Annotated in this window: 16 protein-coding genes; 14 read left to right on the forward strand and 2 right to left on the reverse strand. The window is 37.6% G+C overall.

Going from position 1 to position 16,207, the window contains the following annotated elements; all coding sequences use genetic code 11:
• Positions 1 to 46: 46 nt before the first annotated feature.
• Genes glmS through ABXG98_RS01680 form a run of 4 tightly spaced genes read left to right on the forward strand, consistent with a single transcriptional unit; the run spans position 47 to position 4,690 of the window.
• Positions 47 to 490 (forward strand): methylaspartate mutase subunit S, encoded by a 444-nt coding sequence (glmS, locus tag ABXG98_RS01665; protein WP_353536941.1) that lies wholly within the window; start codon positions 47 to 49, stop codon positions 488 to 490.
• A complete protein-coding gene (locus ABXG98_RS01670) occupies positions 487 to 1,851 on the forward strand; it encodes a hypothetical protein (protein ID WP_353536942.1) in 1,365 nt (454 codons plus the stop codon). Before glmS ends, ABXG98_RS01670 begins: the two co-directional genes overlap by 4 nt.
• Positions 1,848 to 3,125, forward strand: coding sequence for a glutamate mutase L (locus tag ABXG98_RS01675; protein ID WP_353536943.1), 1,278 nt, complete (start codon positions 1,848 to 1,850; stop codon positions 3,123 to 3,125). Before ABXG98_RS01670 ends, ABXG98_RS01675 begins: the two co-directional genes overlap by 4 nt.
• Entirely contained in the window at positions 3,116 to 4,690 is a 1,575-nt protein-coding gene (locus ABXG98_RS01680; protein ID WP_353536944.1) for an AMP-binding protein, read from the forward strand. The genes ABXG98_RS01675 and ABXG98_RS01680 overlap by 10 nt, the downstream gene beginning before the upstream one ends.
• A 96-nt stretch (positions 4,691 to 4,786) precedes the next feature.
• Here ABXG98_RS01680 and trhA read toward each other — a convergent pair whose 3' ends face one another.
• On the reverse strand, positions 4,787 to 5,449 hold the full coding sequence (gene trhA, locus ABXG98_RS01685; protein WP_353536945.1) for a PAQR family membrane homeostasis protein TrhA: 663 nt from the start codon (positions 5,447 to 5,449) through the stop codon (positions 4,787 to 4,789).
• Between the two features lie 203 nt (positions 5,450 to 5,652).
• Positions 5,653 to 5,871 (reverse strand): EF-hand domain-containing protein, encoded by a 219-nt coding sequence (locus ABXG98_RS01690; protein ID WP_353536946.1) that lies wholly within the window; start codon positions 5,869 to 5,871, stop codon positions 5,653 to 5,655.
• Between the two features lie 296 nt (positions 5,872 to 6,167).
• On the opposite strand from ABXG98_RS01690, the gene ABXG98_RS01695 reads away from it, so the two are divergent.
• From ABXG98_RS01695 to ribBA, 10 genes are all read left to right on the forward strand, one after another.
• The gene (locus ABXG98_RS01695; RefSeq protein ID WP_353536947.1) at positions 6,168 to 7,610 is read left to right on the forward strand and encodes an alpha/beta hydrolase; all 1,443 of its coding nucleotides are present in this window, start codon (positions 6,168 to 6,170) and stop codon (positions 7,608 to 7,610) included.
• 19 nt (positions 7,611 to 7,629) lie between these two features.
• Positions 7,630 to 8,376 carry an ABC transporter ATP-binding protein gene (locus tag ABXG98_RS01700; RefSeq protein WP_353536948.1) on the forward strand — a complete coding sequence of 249 codons (747 nt, stop codon included), beginning with the start codon at positions 7,630 to 7,632 and terminating at the stop codon, positions 8,374 to 8,376.
• Positions 8,373 to 9,536: an ABC transporter permease gene (locus tag ABXG98_RS01705; protein WP_353536949.1), complete on the forward strand. Its 1,164-nt coding sequence runs from the start codon at positions 8,373 to 8,375 to the stop codon at positions 9,534 to 9,536. The genes ABXG98_RS01700 and ABXG98_RS01705 overlap by 4 nt, the downstream gene beginning before the upstream one ends.
• 23 nt (positions 9,537 to 9,559) lie before the next feature.
• Positions 9,560 to 10,141 carry an RNA polymerase sigma factor gene (locus ABXG98_RS01710; protein ID WP_353536950.1) on the forward strand — a complete coding sequence of 194 codons (582 nt, stop codon included), beginning with the start codon at positions 9,560 to 9,562 and terminating at the stop codon, positions 10,139 to 10,141.
• Complete coding sequence (locus tag ABXG98_RS01715) at positions 10,138 to 10,755, forward strand: hypothetical protein (RefSeq protein WP_353536951.1); 618 nt, start codon at positions 10,138 to 10,140, stop codon at positions 10,753 to 10,755. The genes ABXG98_RS01710 and ABXG98_RS01715 overlap by 4 nt, the downstream gene beginning before the upstream one ends.
• Before the next feature lie 300 nt (positions 10,756 to 11,055).
• Positions 11,056 to 12,312 (forward strand): serine hydroxymethyltransferase, encoded by a 1,257-nt coding sequence (gene glyA / locus ABXG98_RS01720; RefSeq protein ID WP_353536952.1) that lies wholly within the window; start codon positions 11,056 to 11,058, stop codon positions 12,310 to 12,312.
• A gap of 144 nt (positions 12,313 to 12,456) precedes the next feature.
• The gene (gene nrdR / locus ABXG98_RS01725; RefSeq protein WP_353536953.1) at positions 12,457 to 12,939 is read left to right on the forward strand and encodes a transcriptional regulator NrdR; all 483 of its coding nucleotides are present in this window, start codon (positions 12,457 to 12,459) and stop codon (positions 12,937 to 12,939) included.
• Between the two features lie 60 nt (positions 12,940 to 12,999).
• Positions 13,000 to 14,193 (forward strand): bifunctional diaminohydroxyphosphoribosylaminopyrimidine deaminase/5-amino-6-(5-phosphoribosylamino)uracil reductase RibD, encoded by a 1,194-nt coding sequence (gene ribD / locus ABXG98_RS01730; protein WP_353537449.1) that lies wholly within the window; start codon positions 13,000 to 13,002, stop codon positions 14,191 to 14,193.
• A 13-nt stretch (positions 14,194 to 14,206) separates the two neighbouring features.
• Positions 14,207 to 14,878, forward strand: a complete 672-nt coding sequence (locus ABXG98_RS01735; protein ID WP_353536954.1) for a riboflavin synthase — start codon at positions 14,207 to 14,209, stop codon at positions 14,876 to 14,878.
• A 53-nt stretch (positions 14,879 to 14,931) separates the two neighbouring features.
• On the forward strand, positions 14,932 to 16,041 hold the full coding sequence (gene ribBA, locus ABXG98_RS01740) for a bifunctional 3,4-dihydroxy-2-butanone-4-phosphate synthase/GTP cyclohydrolase II (protein WP_353536955.1): 1,110 nt from the start codon (positions 14,932 to 14,934) through the stop codon (positions 16,039 to 16,041).
• The last annotated feature ends 166 nt before the right edge of the window (positions 16,042 to 16,207 follow it).

The following is a 16,207-nucleotide window of genomic DNA, read 5'->3' on the forward strand; positions in this document are numbered from 1 at the left end:
TATATATTCAGTATTAGTGAATAGTTATACGTTGAGCGTAAATGATATGAAAGTAGTAACAGGCGTAGTGGGTAATGATATTCATGTAGTCGCTAACCGATTAATTGAACTGTCTCTAAATGCCAGAGGGTATGAAGTGTTTAACCTTGGCGTAAACACATATTTAGAGGAGTTTTTTGATGCGGCTGTAGAAACAGGCGCTGATGTATTAATGATCTCTTCCCTTAACGGCGAAGCAGAAGGTTGGAGTCGTGAGGTTAAGCTACTAAAAGCAAAGTACAAAACTTTAGATGAATTGATTATGATGATCGGTGGTAATTTAGTGGTTGGCACCGGTAATGCTGAAGATATAGTGCCACGCTATAAAAATTACGGCTTTGATATTGTGTGCCACCAAGTCGATTTAAATACCGGATTAGACATGTTAGAAGCCTTACTTGAACAAAGAAACCTGAACGTAAACCCCCTACAAGTGAGAAATAACAAATGAGTTTGCTGCAAGAAGAAAGAGAAATAATTCTGAGCAATGAGTATGTTGATACGTTTGATTTTGCTGAAGTAGAAGAGTTTGTTAAAAACGCTAGCAAAGATCTGTTTATCTCTCATCATTTTAACAAACAAAGCAAAATGTTAGTGCAACCCCGTGGCGGTTTTCCTACCTATAAAAAACAATTTGCGCTTTATGAATTTTTTGTCGATGCCAAGGTTGATGTCTTGCCGTTAACTATTGACTCAAACACGCGCTTAAATGACTATGCCACCTCAAAGAAAATGCTCCGCTTAAGTGAAGAGAATGATGTGGATATGCTTAATGGCTATCCATTAGTAAACCATGGCTATCGCACTACGCGTAAAATGATCACTCATTTTAATAAACCTGTGAGCTTACGCCATGGTACACCAGATGCCAGGCTATTGATTGAAACAGCGATTGCTTCGGGTATTTTTGAAATTGAAGGCGGCCCGATTACCTACCTTTTACCTTATTCAAAAAACTTCCCGCTTGATAAAGCCTTTCTATATTGGAAGTATGTAGAAAGAGTGTGTGCTAACTATTCTAAATTGAATGAACCTATTAACAGAGAATCGTTTGGTCCTCTCACCGCGACATTAGTGCCACCGTCAATCACCATTGTTATTCAACTATTGGAAATGTTGTTGTCATTAGAAGAGGGCGTAAAGTCGTTTTCGGTTTCGTTTGCGCAACAAGGCTCAATGAACCAAGATATTGTTACGGGTGCAGTACTGAAAAAGCTCGCTAAGTATTACGCAGCACAGATCAATTGTAGTGATGCTTCAATCCACCTAGTATACCATCAGTGGATGGGCGCTTTTCCAACCAATAAAGATTATGCGGAACAATTAATTAATATTGCTACTGTAATCGCCTCCATGGTGGGCGCAGATAAAATTATTACCAAAACCAGAGAAGAAGCCTCGGGTATTCCAACTAAAGAAGCTAATGCTAAAACTGTGGCCAATACCCAATATACCTTAGGTATTCTTAATGGCTTGCCAAATGTGGTTGATGAAGAAGAAGAAGAAATGTTAACGCTACAAGTTAAGGCTATTATGGAGGCAGTATTTAACGACCCAGCAGACACTTTATGGCGTAAAGTATTTAATTCTATAAAAAATGGCATAATCGACGTGCCTTTTTCTCCTCATATCATTAATCATAATAATATGATCACTATTCGCGATGCTAATAAAAACATCCGTATTATCAAACGAGGCAATGTGCCTATTCCCGAAAGATGTTACGCCTATGATAAAGCCCAATGTGATTTAACTAAAGATACCACCAGTATTGTTAATGATATTATTCACGATATAGGAATCATGCAATGAGCAGTACGAACATAGTAAACAATGCAAATAATGCCAAGCCAGAAAAATTGCTTATTGATATTGGCAGTACCTATTTCAAGCTCAGTACAGGAGCGCAGATAGAGCAGCATTTTAGAGATTTTAATAAAGATATTTTAGATGACCTTATGCATAAATGCGGCAAAACTATCGAGAGATATAGCAAAGCAGATGTACATATTTGTTCATCTGCCAATGGCGGCTTAACCACCTTAATTATCGGGGTAACTAATACTTTTTCCTTAAAATATGCCACTAATATTGCGTTTAACTCAGGGATTAATATTATTGATACCGTTTTGTATCAAAATATAGAAGATTACTCGCTGCCTAGTGATTTGATTGATGTGGTTATTATTGTCGGTGGTATTAACTCAAACGGTGATATCTTTTCAAACAAGTTGTATCATTATTTAGCGCAACTGCGTTATTCAAATATCGTGTTTGTCGGTAATAGCATTGATGTACCCTCAATAAAAGCAAATATTGAAAATGTTGAAATACTGCCTAATATCATTGATGACAGACTGCATATTGTTGAAGAGCATTTGCGAGAATATTTAACCAATCTTTACCAAAAAGACATTGAAGGTAAAGAAGATATTAAACATCTGTACGATATTACCTCTAATCAAATTTATCCTACGCCTTACGTGGTTAATAAAACTTTACCCTTAATTGATGCAAAATTCTCAGTGGTTAACCCATTTATTTTACTTGATATTGGCGGTGCAACAACCGATATTCATTATTCAAAAGATCTGGTTGATGACAACATAGTGACTGAAAATGAGTATGATAGATTAGTCTTTAAAAAACTCGGTGTGTATAAATCAAAACAGTCGCTAATATTTGCAGCAAAAAATAACGAATTTGTTTATGAGTTATTAATGCACTTAAAAGTAACCGAAAATATTTTTGAAGAGCAAAGCGCCAAAGCAACAAAAATACTGATGCAACTCGCTATTTTTTTAGTGCTATGTAAAATATCACATTATAAAAAAGCCTATATTAACTTAAAGTTATTAGCAATTAACTCTATTGTGCTAACCGGTGGTATTACCAAAGTATTAGCGCGTGATGAAATAGAAGATATTATTTCATTTTTCTATAAAAAAATTCTAAATTCAGCACATAATCCAGCCACAGTGCTTGATAGTAATTATGATATTTGGACCTTAGCGAGTGTTGATACACCCATTGATAGTGTTGATGTTAAAGAAGCGCAAGAAGAAGGAAAAGAATTATGTCAATAAACTGTGTTAGAAGCTTGCTTGAAGCTGCGGTGCAAAGCCATAGCGATAAAACAGCGGTCCTGTTTAATAATAACAATATTACTTACGCGGAACTGTTTACTAAAGTCAATCAAGTCGCTTATTACTTGAACGAGCTAGACTTACCTAAAGATTCTCGCATTGGTATTTATTCGACTAAAGGCATCGAGCAGGTTATTGCTGTATTGGCTATTTTATCTACCGACTATATTTTAGTACCATTGACCACCTTGTTAAAAGCAGAGCAAGTGGAATACATTATTAACGATTGCGATATTAAATGTATTATCACCGACAAAGTTAAGCTTGAAAGTATTGAAGAGATTAACTTTAGTGGTCATATTATTTCATATGAAACTGCTAGCAAGGGGATCGCCTCATTTGATGAAATTTTTAAATATTATAACAAACCCTACCTTTGCGATATTAACGGTCATAGCAATGCTTTAATCACTTATTCTTTTGGTGTCTCAGGTACACCTAAAGGCATTGTAATATCACACCGTAACTTAATAGATTCTGCTAGGGTTGTTTCCCAATATTTGCAGCTGGCGCAAAGTGATGTTATCTCTGGTGTGCTTATTTTTAATTTGGATTATGGCTTAAACCAAATCTTTTGCACCTTATATAAAAAAGCAACCTTAGCACTACATCGTTTTATTTTAGCAGATGATTTTTTTAACCATATCATCAATGACAAAGTGACTATTTTACCGCTGATGCCTATCAACATTTCTCAAATGTTTGATGAAGATATTCAGCGCATTCCTAGTGCCGAGTTGTTTTCAGGCGTAAAAACCATTACATCATCAGGAGGTAATGTTACTGCAAAAATGATCAAAGACTGTAAAAACACATTTAAGCAGGCTAACTTTTATTCAATGCATGGTCTGACTGAAGCTTTTCGTTCAACCTATCTAGACCCATCACAAGTACAAATAAGACCTGACTCTATCGGCAAAGCTATTCCAGATGTTGAGCTTTACGTAATTAATGAAGATGGCAAAGAATGTGGCGTGCGTGAAGTGGGCGAGTTAATTCACCGTGGTGGCTACATTTATCGCGGTTTTTGGAATGCACCTGAGCAAAATGCTGAACGTTTTAAATCAGTACAGATCTTAAAAGATGTAATAAATCTTGAAGGTCAATTAACCGATGAATTGGTTGTGGCAACGGGTGACTACGTATATAAAGATGAAGAAGGGTACTTTTATTTTGTTTCTCGAAAAGACGATATGATCAAAACCCGTGGCTTTAGAGTATCACCTTTTGAAGTTGAATCAGTCGTCGCGAAAAACATACCACAAATAGAAAACTGCGCTGTTTTTGGCTTAGAAAATGAACAAATTGAAGAAGAGATAGTGATGGTATATTCAGCTATAAATGAAATAACAGAAAAAGAAATCTTGTTTGAACTAAAGAAACATTTAGCCTCTTACATGATCCCAAGCCGAGTTGTTTATAAAAAGTCACTGCCATTAATTCAAAGTGATAAAAACAAAATCAATAAAGAAGAATTAAAGAGAGCATTAGTTTCGGTCAATTAAAACCCTATAGGCATAACTGTAGTTAGCATAGCTATAAATAGTGATGAAAAACCTAACGTACGTTAGGTTTTTTGTAAGCTCGGTAATCTACTAATCCTAAACATACCAATAAATCATCAAGAAATGACAAGCGGCACCGGCTAACACAAATAAATGCCAAATAGCATGATTAAATGGAATTTTCTTTTGCACATAAAAAATCACCCCAAGTAGGTAAACACCTCCCCCTGTTGCCAATAACGTAAGCGCTTCACTGGGTAATACTTTATGCAGTTCACCTAAAATAGCAAATGAAATAAAACCCATGCCTAAATAGGTAGCTAACGATGTTTTTTTATATTTATGGCCCAGTTTAATCTTAAATAAAATACCACCAAGTGCAATTGCCCAAATAACCACCATTAAACTATAGCCTAGTGCTCCTTGCATACTAAGTAGTAATAATGGGGTATAAGTACCTGCTATTAGTAAGTATATTGCACAGTGATCGAGTAGCTTAAATACTTGTTTGACTCGTTTATTACTTACACCATGATAAAAAGTTGATGCAAGAAAAAGGCATAATAAGCTAGTGCCATAAATACTGAAACTGACAATGCGTAGCGTGTCATTGCTGATGGAATAGCTAACGGCTGTATTAGTCACAGAATAGTTTAGTAATAAAACTAACGCAGCTATACTTAGCAAAGCCCCTAAACCATGGCTTAGTGTGTTGGCTAACTCTTCATTTTTACTATAACTTGGTAAGGACTTTATCATATCTGTTACTCTGTTTTTTTAGCGTACACGTGTACACTGATTTGCAAATAATAACAGAGTGAGCTGATAAAGTGAAGAGATCAGACCAGAAGGCAATAAAAGAGTAAGGCAAATACAAAGAAAAAATACAGGCTAGATAACACAAACATAGCTCGCAAAAAGAGAGCTATGCTTAGTAACGAAGAGTGGAAATTAATAAAAAATTATAGCGCCAATTCTATAACCATTTCTTTCAATTCGTCTTTAGAGATCGAATTACTGTGATTAGTATCGAATCTATTAAAAATAGATTCACACATCCGAATGCCTTTGTCTTGTAATAGCACGTCAATGAGTTCAACAAATTCTGAGCGGCTAATAACACCGTCTTTATCTTCATCAAACACTTCAAATAATTCATCTACCCACTGATTTAATTCCATAGGGGTTCCTTAGATATTTAGGGAAAATCAATATTTTAACTTTATCTTTTATTGGGCTGTTTGGGAATGCTATTTTTTGTTTTTAAGAAAAAAAAATGAGAATTTACGGATTTTCAATTATTAGCAGAGAAATTAAATAATTTGAGTCACTGTTTCTATCAAGACGTGCTTTGTAAATAAAATAAATATCATTACTATTCAATGCTTTAAGTGTTTTTATGGATTTATTGAAAAAAAATTGTAATAAATAGCTAGATGCTTAGACTATTTGTAGGAAATTATTAAGGGAAAGTTTTATGAAAACAACGTGGAAACAAATATTAACGTTTAGTTTATTGATGTCAACCAGTGTTACTTGGGCTAATGAAAATAAAGTATTAATAGCAGGATGTCATTTAGGTGAAATACGTTCAGAAGTTCAATGCGGTAAGCTTGAGGTTCCTGAAAATTATGAAAAATTATCGGGCGATAAAATCACGGTAAATTTTGCCGTACTCCCCGCCATTGATAATAGTGAGTATAAGCCGCCGCTTATGTTTTTAGCGGGTGGTCCAGGCCAAGCAGCGGTTGAGTTAGCAACAGGGCTAAATCGTGTTTTTCGAGAAGCGCGTAAAACGCGAGATATTATCTTAGTTGATCAACGAGGAACGGGTAAAAGCAGTGCATTAGCATGTGATTTAGAGGACGAAGAAGATGTTTACCGTATTTTGCCTAAACAACTCGATGTTCAAGAGGTTAAAAAATGCATTGCGCAATTTAAAGGTGACGTGACCCAATATAATTCAGAAAATGCAATTCGTGATTTTGATGCCGTACGTGCCGCATTAGGTCATGATAAAATTAATATTTATGGTGGCTCGTATGGAACGAGAGCGGCCTTGGTATATATGCGAATGTTCCCTAATTCATTAGAGAGTGTGGTACTTGATAGTGTTGGCCCAATAGAGGTTCCTATTGGCATGTTTGGTCAAAGCGGAGCGCGCTCGTTCAATTTGTTGCTAGAAAACTGTAAACAAAGTGAATCATGCAATAAAGCGTTTCCAGATTTAGCGCAAGAGTTCCAACAAGTTAAAGCGCGTTTAGCTAAAGCGCCTATTTCTATTGATATACAACACCCAAGGTTAGGCTCTCCCACTCAATTTGTGTTGGACGACGAGAAGTTCACCGGTAATTTGCGTTTTCAATTATATGGTATGGAAGGGCGTTCAATGGTGCCTTTAGTCATTCATCAAGCTTTTTTAGGAAACTATCAACCGCTAATTGGATTAATTGCCCGCACAGAGGGTGATCAACTAGTGTACACAGGTTTACTATTTAATATTGTCTGTAATGAAGATATTCCAAGGGTTAGCGAAATGGCACGAAAACTCGATTCAGAAAATAATTTTGATGGCGGTGCTACTCACCTAGGCTGGGACATGATTTGCCCATATTTCCCTCAATATCGTCCAAGTGAAGAGTTCTATCAACCCGTTACGGCAGATATTCCAACCTTAATATTGTCAGGAGAATTAGATCCAGTTACCCCTCCAAGTAATGGTGACTATCCTGCGAAAACCTTACCTGATAGTCATCATATTGTGGTGGAAAATGCTTCTCATACGGTTGCAATGGGAACGTGCGCAAGCGATATCATCAATGAATTTTTAACCACTAAAACCCCAAAATCACTTGATGAATCTTGTTTAAACGATATTCCACAAGAAACCTTTATGACTAGCGTTAATGGTATTCAATAACAATAATAAGGAAATAATGATGATCGAAGTAAATAACTTACATAAACGTTTTGTTGATAAAAAGAATATCGTTAAAGCATTAGATGGTCTGTCATTTACAGCCAAAGATGGTGAAATTACCGGTATCTTAGGACCCAACGGTGCTGGAAAAACCACGTGCCTGCGCACACTATATGGTTTGTTATCAGCCGATGAAGGCGATGCGACCATTGACGGCATCAAAGTAACAGAAAACCCCATTGCAGCTCGAGCAAAATTAGGCATATTTCCTGACAAATTTGGTTTGTACGAGCGTTTAACCGCCTACGAGCAAATTGACTATTTTGCCAGTATCCATGGCATGACTGGGCAAACTAAAAAAGATGCAATTGAACAAGTGATTAATGATTTAGAATTAGAAGAGTTGGCACACAGGCGCACAGTAGGGTTTTCTCAAGGACAGCGAATGAAAGTAACACTAGCACAGTCATTAGTGCATCAACCTCAAAATTTTGTGCTGGATGAGCCAACACGTGGGTTAGATGTTATGAGTACTCGCATCTTAAGAAACCATTTAGCTAAATTTAAAGCTCAAGGACATTGCATTTTATTTTCATCGCATGTGATGCAAGAAGTTGCGGCCCTTTGCGATAGAGTGATTATTGTTGCCAATGGTCGTTTAGCAGCACAAGGTACACCACAAGAGTTATGTGACTTAGCAGGTGAAACACACTTAGAAGAAGCCTTTGTTAAGTTAATTGGCTCTGATGAAGGAGTGGCAGCATGATCCAGTTTAAAGCGCTACTGTTAAAAGAATATAGAGAAGCCTTTCGTGATAAGCGTGCGTTAATGATGGCGTTAATGATGGCGATTATGGCGCCGGTGATGATTGTTGTTTTTTCAAAAATAATGATAGAAAAGGCCATTGATAAACCCGCCGTATATATAAAATTCAACGGCGCTGAATATGCGCCTAAGTTGATTGAGCATTTTGCTAAAGAAAATTTGTTAAGCTTCTCTGATATTCCAGCTGAAGATAAAGCCATTTGGGATGAGCGCAACATTGTAATCGAAATTCCACAAGATTATGCACAAAAAATGGCACAAGGTAAGCCGATAAAAGTTCATCTTCAGGCTGACTTTAACGACAAAGCTGTAGGGCCACCGGTACGAAGAATTAACAATGCAGTGCGAGAGTTCTCACTATCTATTGGCTACAAACGATTGTTATTAAGAGGGGTTGATATTCGTCTTCTTAACCCGGTAAAGTTAGTCGAGCAAGATACTTCAAAACCCGATGCCACGTTCATCATGATATCAATGATGATGGGACTTTATATGATGATGGCAGCTTTTATGTCGGGGCTGTCAGTCGCTATTGACTCAAGTGCCGGAGAGCGCGAACGTAATGTGTTAGAAATGTTACTTTGCCAACCGGTTAGTACCATGAAAATTGTCTTGGCTAAGCTTTTTAGCGCCTCTACTATTTCTATCATTGGGGTGTTGTTAGTCTTGGTATTAACTACCTTGTCTGTTGGTTTTGTCGATTTAACTAAAGTAGGTGCTACGTTTAGTTTGGACTTTACTAAAGCAATGACTTTATTATTTATTTTGTTACCCATTTGCTTTTTTGCCTCGGCTTGTCAGCTGTTCTTAGCGTTTCAAACCAAAAGTTTTAAAGAAGCTCAGTCAACGGTTGGTATGGTTATCGCCATTCCTGCTTTTGTACCTTTTGCATTAATGATGATGGATGATAGGCCGCCATGGTTAGATTGGATGCCTATTGCAGGGCAATCTTTACTTATTGAAGATGTGTTTAAAGGTTTAGAAGTGAACATGTTAGCAATGTTGGCTACTAGTGGAGTAACTATAGGTGTTACAGTGGCATTAGTGTTAGCAATGGCGAAAAAGCTAACCTCAGAAAAAGTCGTGATGGCATTAAGTTAAATTCATTATTAATGATGAATAACTTGATAGCATCTGTTTACAATGAAAAAGCCTCAATGGGTGGGGCTTTTACTAATTCGATGAGTTTCTCTTTGCACAATCAAAAAACTTTTACCTGTTGGATGACGGAGCATGAAAAGTTGTTGCGTCATATTATTACTGGTTTTGAAGCTAAACCAGCCATTCAGGATGAACTATTTCAAGAAATTGCTTTGAACGTTTGGCGTGCGTTACCTAAATTTCGCCAAGATTCGAGCGTTAAAACCTTTGTGGCTCGAATTGCTCACAATGTTCTAGCAACGCATGTAGCAAAAGCGATAAAAACAATTCAGGCAGATCAAGACTTAACTGACATCAGTCAAGAAGCTGAAAAAGATCACCATCAACCAACCCCTTATCAATCGCTTAATCAGCGCCAACGCCAACAAAAGCTGCTGGGTGCAATCAGGCAATTAAAACTTGAACAACAGCAGGTGATCACATTGGCTTTAGAGGGAATGAGCTATCAAGAAATAGCTGAAGTACTTTCTATTACTACAAACCTTGTTGGTGTGCGTTTACAGCGTGCTAAATCAGCATTAGCACAAATATTGGAGGCAGTATGACTAAAGATAATTCTCCATTAAATGAAGAAGAAAATAAATTGACAGAATTACCAATGCTTGATGAAGATTGGCTAGCATTGACCGAAGATTGGCAAGCTCAGCCATATGAAAAAACAGATATTCAAGCATTACTGAAGCAAACCAGAAGGCGTACACTATGGGCCAAGGCTATACTAATACTTGATTGTGTTGCTACTTTAGGTTTGATTATCGCCCTTTGTATTGGCTTATATCAAGCAGATTGGGACAATGCTACGCTAATGTATGTAGCTTTTGGTAGCCTCTTATCTACTGTATTTGTTTATTATGAAATTAAGATCAGACATCATCCATGGAAGCATAGTTGTGATAGCCCGGATAAAGCAATAATCAATGCTGTAGCAGGCTGTCAGTCGTCAATAAAGTATATTAAATTAATTAAATTATCATGTTATTTCATGTTACCTGCGATTAATTGCTATATCTATGTGATGCGCCACGGCACAGAAAAACCGCTTTGGCCTGCCTTTTTAATCATTAATTTATTTGTGTTTACACTATGGATTGTTGCTCATCTATTTCATCTGAAACGCTCTAATGAATTGAAACAGTTAAAAGGTTTACTATCAAAATAAAAATTCGATTATGGCTGTATTTCTGAGTTATATTTTGAAATTTACGAGCTTATCGTTTTAAATTTGTTGTTATTCTGTTTTTTATTCGCTATATTCTACCGTTATAGAATTTGATCTAATCGTTGAAAGCTTAGATCGAATAAAACACTATAACTTGTGGCATAAATCAGTGCGAAAAGAGCTAAACACATGTACATTTTTAATGTACAAAATGGCTCATTTCAGGCAGAATACGCCGCATTAAACTTAGGAAAACATCTTAACCGTTCTAGCCAACGGCTGGCCACTTGAGGAAAAAACATGTTTACTCGTGATATGAATATTGCTGATTATGATGCTGAACTTTATGAAGCAATGAGCAAAGAAGTTGTGCGTCAAGAAGAGCATATTGAACTAATTGCATCTGAAAACTACTGTAGTCCGCGTGTACTTGAAGCGCAAGGCTCACAATTAACCAACAAATATGCTGAAGGTTATCCTGGTAAACGTTATTACGGTGGTTGTGAGTATGTAGATGTTGCTGAGCAATTAGCCATTGACCGCGCTAAAGAATTATTTGGTGCTACTTATGCTAACGTTCAACCACATGCTGGCTCACAAGCTAATGCGGCGGTTTTTCAAGCCTTAGTTACACCTGGTGGAAAAGTATTAGGCATGAGCTTGGCTCACGGTGGTCATTTAACGCATGGCTCACATGTTAACTTCTCAGGTAAGTCTTATGAAGCGTTCCAGTATGGGTTACACCCTGAAACAGGCGACATTGATTATGATGAAGTTGAGCGTTTAGCTAACGAACATAAACCTGAAATGATCATCGGTGGTTTCTCTGCGTTTTCTGGTATTGTTGACTGGGCGCGTATGCGTAAAATTGCCGACAGCGTAGGCGCTTATTTCTTCGTTGATATGGCTCACGTTGCAGGTCTGGTTGCGGCTGGTTTATATCCAAACCCTGTTCCTCATGCTCATGTTGTTTCGACAACTACTCATAAAACCTTAGCAGGCCCTCGTGGTGGTTTGATTGTTTCAGCGTGTGATGATGAAGGTATCTATAAAAAATTAAACAGTGCGGTATTCCCTGGTGGCCAAGGTGGTCCATTAATGCATATCATCGCTGCAAAAGCGGTTGCCTTTAAAGAAGCATTAGCGCCAGAATTTAAAGCTTATCAACAAAATGTGTTAGATAATGCTAAGGCTATGGTTGCAGTGTTACAAGAACGTGGCTATAAAGTAGTATCAAATGGTACGGAAAATCATCTGTTATTACTTGATTTAATTGATAAAGATATTACTGGTAAAGATGCTGATGCAGCGTTAGGCAAAGCACATATCACAGTGAATAAAAACTCTGTACCAAATGATCCTCGTTCTCCATTTGTAACTAGTGGCTTACGTTTAGGAACACCGGCTATTTCACGTCGCGGTTTTGGCATTGAAGAAACGAAAGCACTAACTGGATGGATTTGTGATATTTTAGATGATATCAACAATGAAGATGTTATTGCACAGGTACAAGACCAAGTTAAAGCTCTATGTTCACGTTTCCCTGTATACAAGTAGTATATTGAATATAAAAAACTAATTTACAAATTTAAGTGAATTTATATTAAAATGGTCGCAATTATGCGGCCATTTTTGGTTTTTATTATGATAAATAACACGTGCCGCTAGATCTTACAGCTAAATATTGACTATAGGTAAACTATGTATTGTCCCTTTTGTAGTGCACAAGAAACGAAGGTTATTGACTCGCGTTTAGTTTCGGATGGGCACCAAATCAGACGTCGCCGTGAATGTTTGTCGTGTCATGAGCGCTACACAACATTTGAAACTGCCGAGCTAGTTATGCCGAGAATCATCAAGCGAGATGGTACACGAGAGCCGTTTAATGAAGATAAAATGCGTAGCGGATTAATGCGCGCACTCGAAAAACGACCGGTAAGTACAGAGCAGGTAGAGTTATCTATTAACAAATTGAAATCGCAAATGCGTGCTACTGGTGAGCGTGAAATAACCAGCGAAATGCTCGGCAATTTGCTTATGTCTCAATTAAAAGAATTAGACAAGGTCGCCTACCTACGCTTTGCTTCAGTGTATTTGTCATTTGAAGATATTAGTGAATTTGCTGATGAAATTGCCCGTTTAGGCAAAGAAAGCCTCAGTAGAGGAAAATCAGCAAATAAATAGTTTGTAGGCTAAGTCTAGATAACCTCAGCAGTTTTCCATCACAAATAAGGTATAAAAGGTATAGTGTTTAGCGAGCAAGATCATCACTACATGGCATTGGCAATTAAACTTGCCCAAAAAGGTCATTATACCACGTCACCAAATCCAAGAGTTGGCTGTGTATTAGTGAGCCATGTAGAAGGCAAAGAAATAATTATTGGTTCTGGTTTTCATCAAATGGCAGGGCAAGGGCATGCTGAAGTGAATGCCTTGCTTGACGCTAGCAAAAATTATCCGCAATTAATAAAGGGTGCTACTGCTTACGTTACGTTAGAGCCATGTAGTCATTTTGGCCAAACCCCACCGTGTGCTCAAGGTTTAATTAATGCAGAAGTGCAACGTGTGGTTGCCGCCATGGTCGATCCTAACCCTAGAGTTGCAGGTCGTGGTTTGAAAATGCTTGAGCAAGCAGGAATCCAAACAGAGTCCGGACTATTAGAACATGAAGCCAAAGCACTCAATTTAGGTTTTATCAAGGTGATGACACAAAACTTACCTTATGTAAGAGTTAAGTTAGCCGCTAGTCTAGATGGTAAAACCGCCATGAAAAGTGGTGAGAGTAAGTGGATTACTTCAGTTGATGCTAGGCGTGATGTGCAAAAAATTAGAGCGCAAAGCTGCGCTGTTATCACTGGCGCTGATACTGTTTTAATGGATGATGCCAAAATGACGGTTCGTTGGTCTGAGTTGGGGGAATTAAAAGCACATTACCCACAAGCGCAAGTTCGCCAACCAGTACGTGTGGTGATTGATAGCCAAAACCGTTTAACACCAAGGTTGGCATTTTTTCAGCAAGCATCTGCTATTATTATTGTTCGAGGAAAATATGATGAGCAAGACCTTGAAAACATTCATCAGTGGCCTCATTTTGTAGAACAAGTACAACTACCAATGATAATGCCAAGCCAAGGTGAAAGTGATAAAGCTCGTGCTAAAATTGACCTGACAGCATTGTTGAAATGTCTTGCACAGCGGGGCTTAAATGATGTTTTAGTCGAGTCTGGTGCTAATTTAGCGGGGGCATTTATCGAGCAGGATTTAGCCGATGAACTTATACTGTATCAAGCGCCTAAATTACTTGGTGGAGATGGAAAAAACTTAGTTAACATGCCAAATACCAGTACTTTGGTTCAAGCAAAAGCCTTATCTATTGCTGATGTTCGCATGGTTGGCTGTGATATTCGCATTATAGCTAAACTGACAAAAAACACTTAACAAGAGAGTCATTATGTTTACCGGAATTATCGAAGCGATTGGCACCATAAAAGCAATTAATATCAATGCTCAGGGAGCACGCTTAGTCATCGCGACTAATATCTTAGATATGAGTGATGTTAATCTAGGTGACTCAATAGCTACTAATGGTATTTGCCTTACTGTGGTTGAGTATGATCAACATAGCTACAGTGCAGATGTGTCAAATGAAACATTAGAGCGTACTGGCTTTGCTCACTATAGCGTAGGTATGCAAGTTAATTTAGAAAAGGCAATGTTAGCCAGTACACGTTTTGGTGGTCATATGGTGTCAGGCCATGTAGATGGTGTCTGCAATGTATTATCAATCACCAATAACGGTAATAGTATTGAATATTGGCTATCAATGCCAAGCGACTTAGCCCATTATATCGCTGAAAAAGGCTCAATAACCGTTGATGGTACCAGTTTAACGGTTAATGCATTAAGTGCTGATAATACTAAGTTTAGATTAACCATAGTGCCACATACGGTGAAAGAGACTATTTTTGCTCACTATCAAGTCGGCACTAAAGTGAACTTAGAGGTTGATTTGATTGCCCGCTACCTAGAAAGATTATTAACGAAAGAAAAATCAGCACACCCCGTTGAGCCTAGCTCAAACGTTACCGCGTCTATGTTACAAAAAGCAGGTTTTATTAAGTAACATCAAAAATAACCATTAATTACTATTACCCAAAAGATAGAAAAGAGAATCACATGAATTTAAATACCCCACAAGAAATAATCGACGATATTGCTTTAGGTAAAATGGTTATTTTAATGGATGATGAAGACCGAGAAAATGAAGGTGATTTCATCATGGCTGCTGAAATGGTCACACCTGAAGCCATTAACTTTATGGCAACTCATGGTCGTGGCTTGATTTGTATGCCGATGACTCAAGAGAAGTGTGAAAAGTTAAAGCTACCTTTAATGGTCGATAAAAATGATGCTCAATTTAGTACCAATTTTACCGTCTCTATTGAAGCCGCTACTGGTGTTACTACAGGTATTTCAGCTGCAGACAGGGCCACTACTGTACTTGCTGCTGTTGCTAAAGATGCAACGCATTTAAATATTGTACAACCAGGACATATCTTTCCATTAATTGCTAAAGATGGTGGTGTGTTAAATCGTGCTGGCCACACAGAGGCAGGTGTTGATCTAGCGCGTATGGCTAATCTTGAACCAGCAGCGGTTATTGTAGAAATACTCAATGAAGACGGCACCATGGCGCGTCGCCCAGATCTAGAAATTATTGCTAAAAAGCACGGCATTAAAATGGGCACAATTGCTGATTTAATTGAATTTAGAAATGCAACGGAAACGACTATTGAACGTGTGTCCCAGTGTAAATTACCTACGGCATATGGTGAGTTTGATCTGATTGTATTTAAAGACACTATCGATGGCCAAGCTCATTTTGCCTTAACTAAAGGTGAGATCAAAGCTGATGAGCCAACATTAGTGCGTGTACATCTAGAAAACACGTTTAAAGATTTATTATTTAGCCAACGAGAGAGTGTTGCTAAATGGCCAATGGCAAGTGCAATGCAAAGAATTGGTGAAGAAGGTGGCGTATTGGTGTTATTAGGTAAACATGAATCACCGATGGAGTTAATTAACTTAGTTGAAAAGTACGCTAAGATTGATGCAGGCGAAAGTGTTAAAGAAGTTAATCGTCATGTTGGCTCTCGAAATGTTGGTGTTGGCTCGCAAATACTATCTAATTTAGGCGTCAATAAAATGAGACTATTAAGCTCACAAACTAAATATCATTCTTTATCAGGGTTTGGCCTAGAAGTGGTTGAATATATTTCAGAATAACGGCTAAGCAACCAGTATTTTCATCGTAATAAAACTATTGGGTTTGGGCTTTTTAAGCATGATCAGACCCAATAGCTTCATTTTCACTCATAGTTACTTCTCATATCGCATTTCACATCGTACATCGCGGGTCAAAGTCTTCAAGTTAACTTGATAAAATAAGTAT

The organism is Colwellia sp. KU-HH00111 (assembly GCF_040362745.1).
GTDB lineage: Bacteria > Pseudomonadota > Gammaproteobacteria > Enterobacterales > Alteromonadaceae > Colwellia.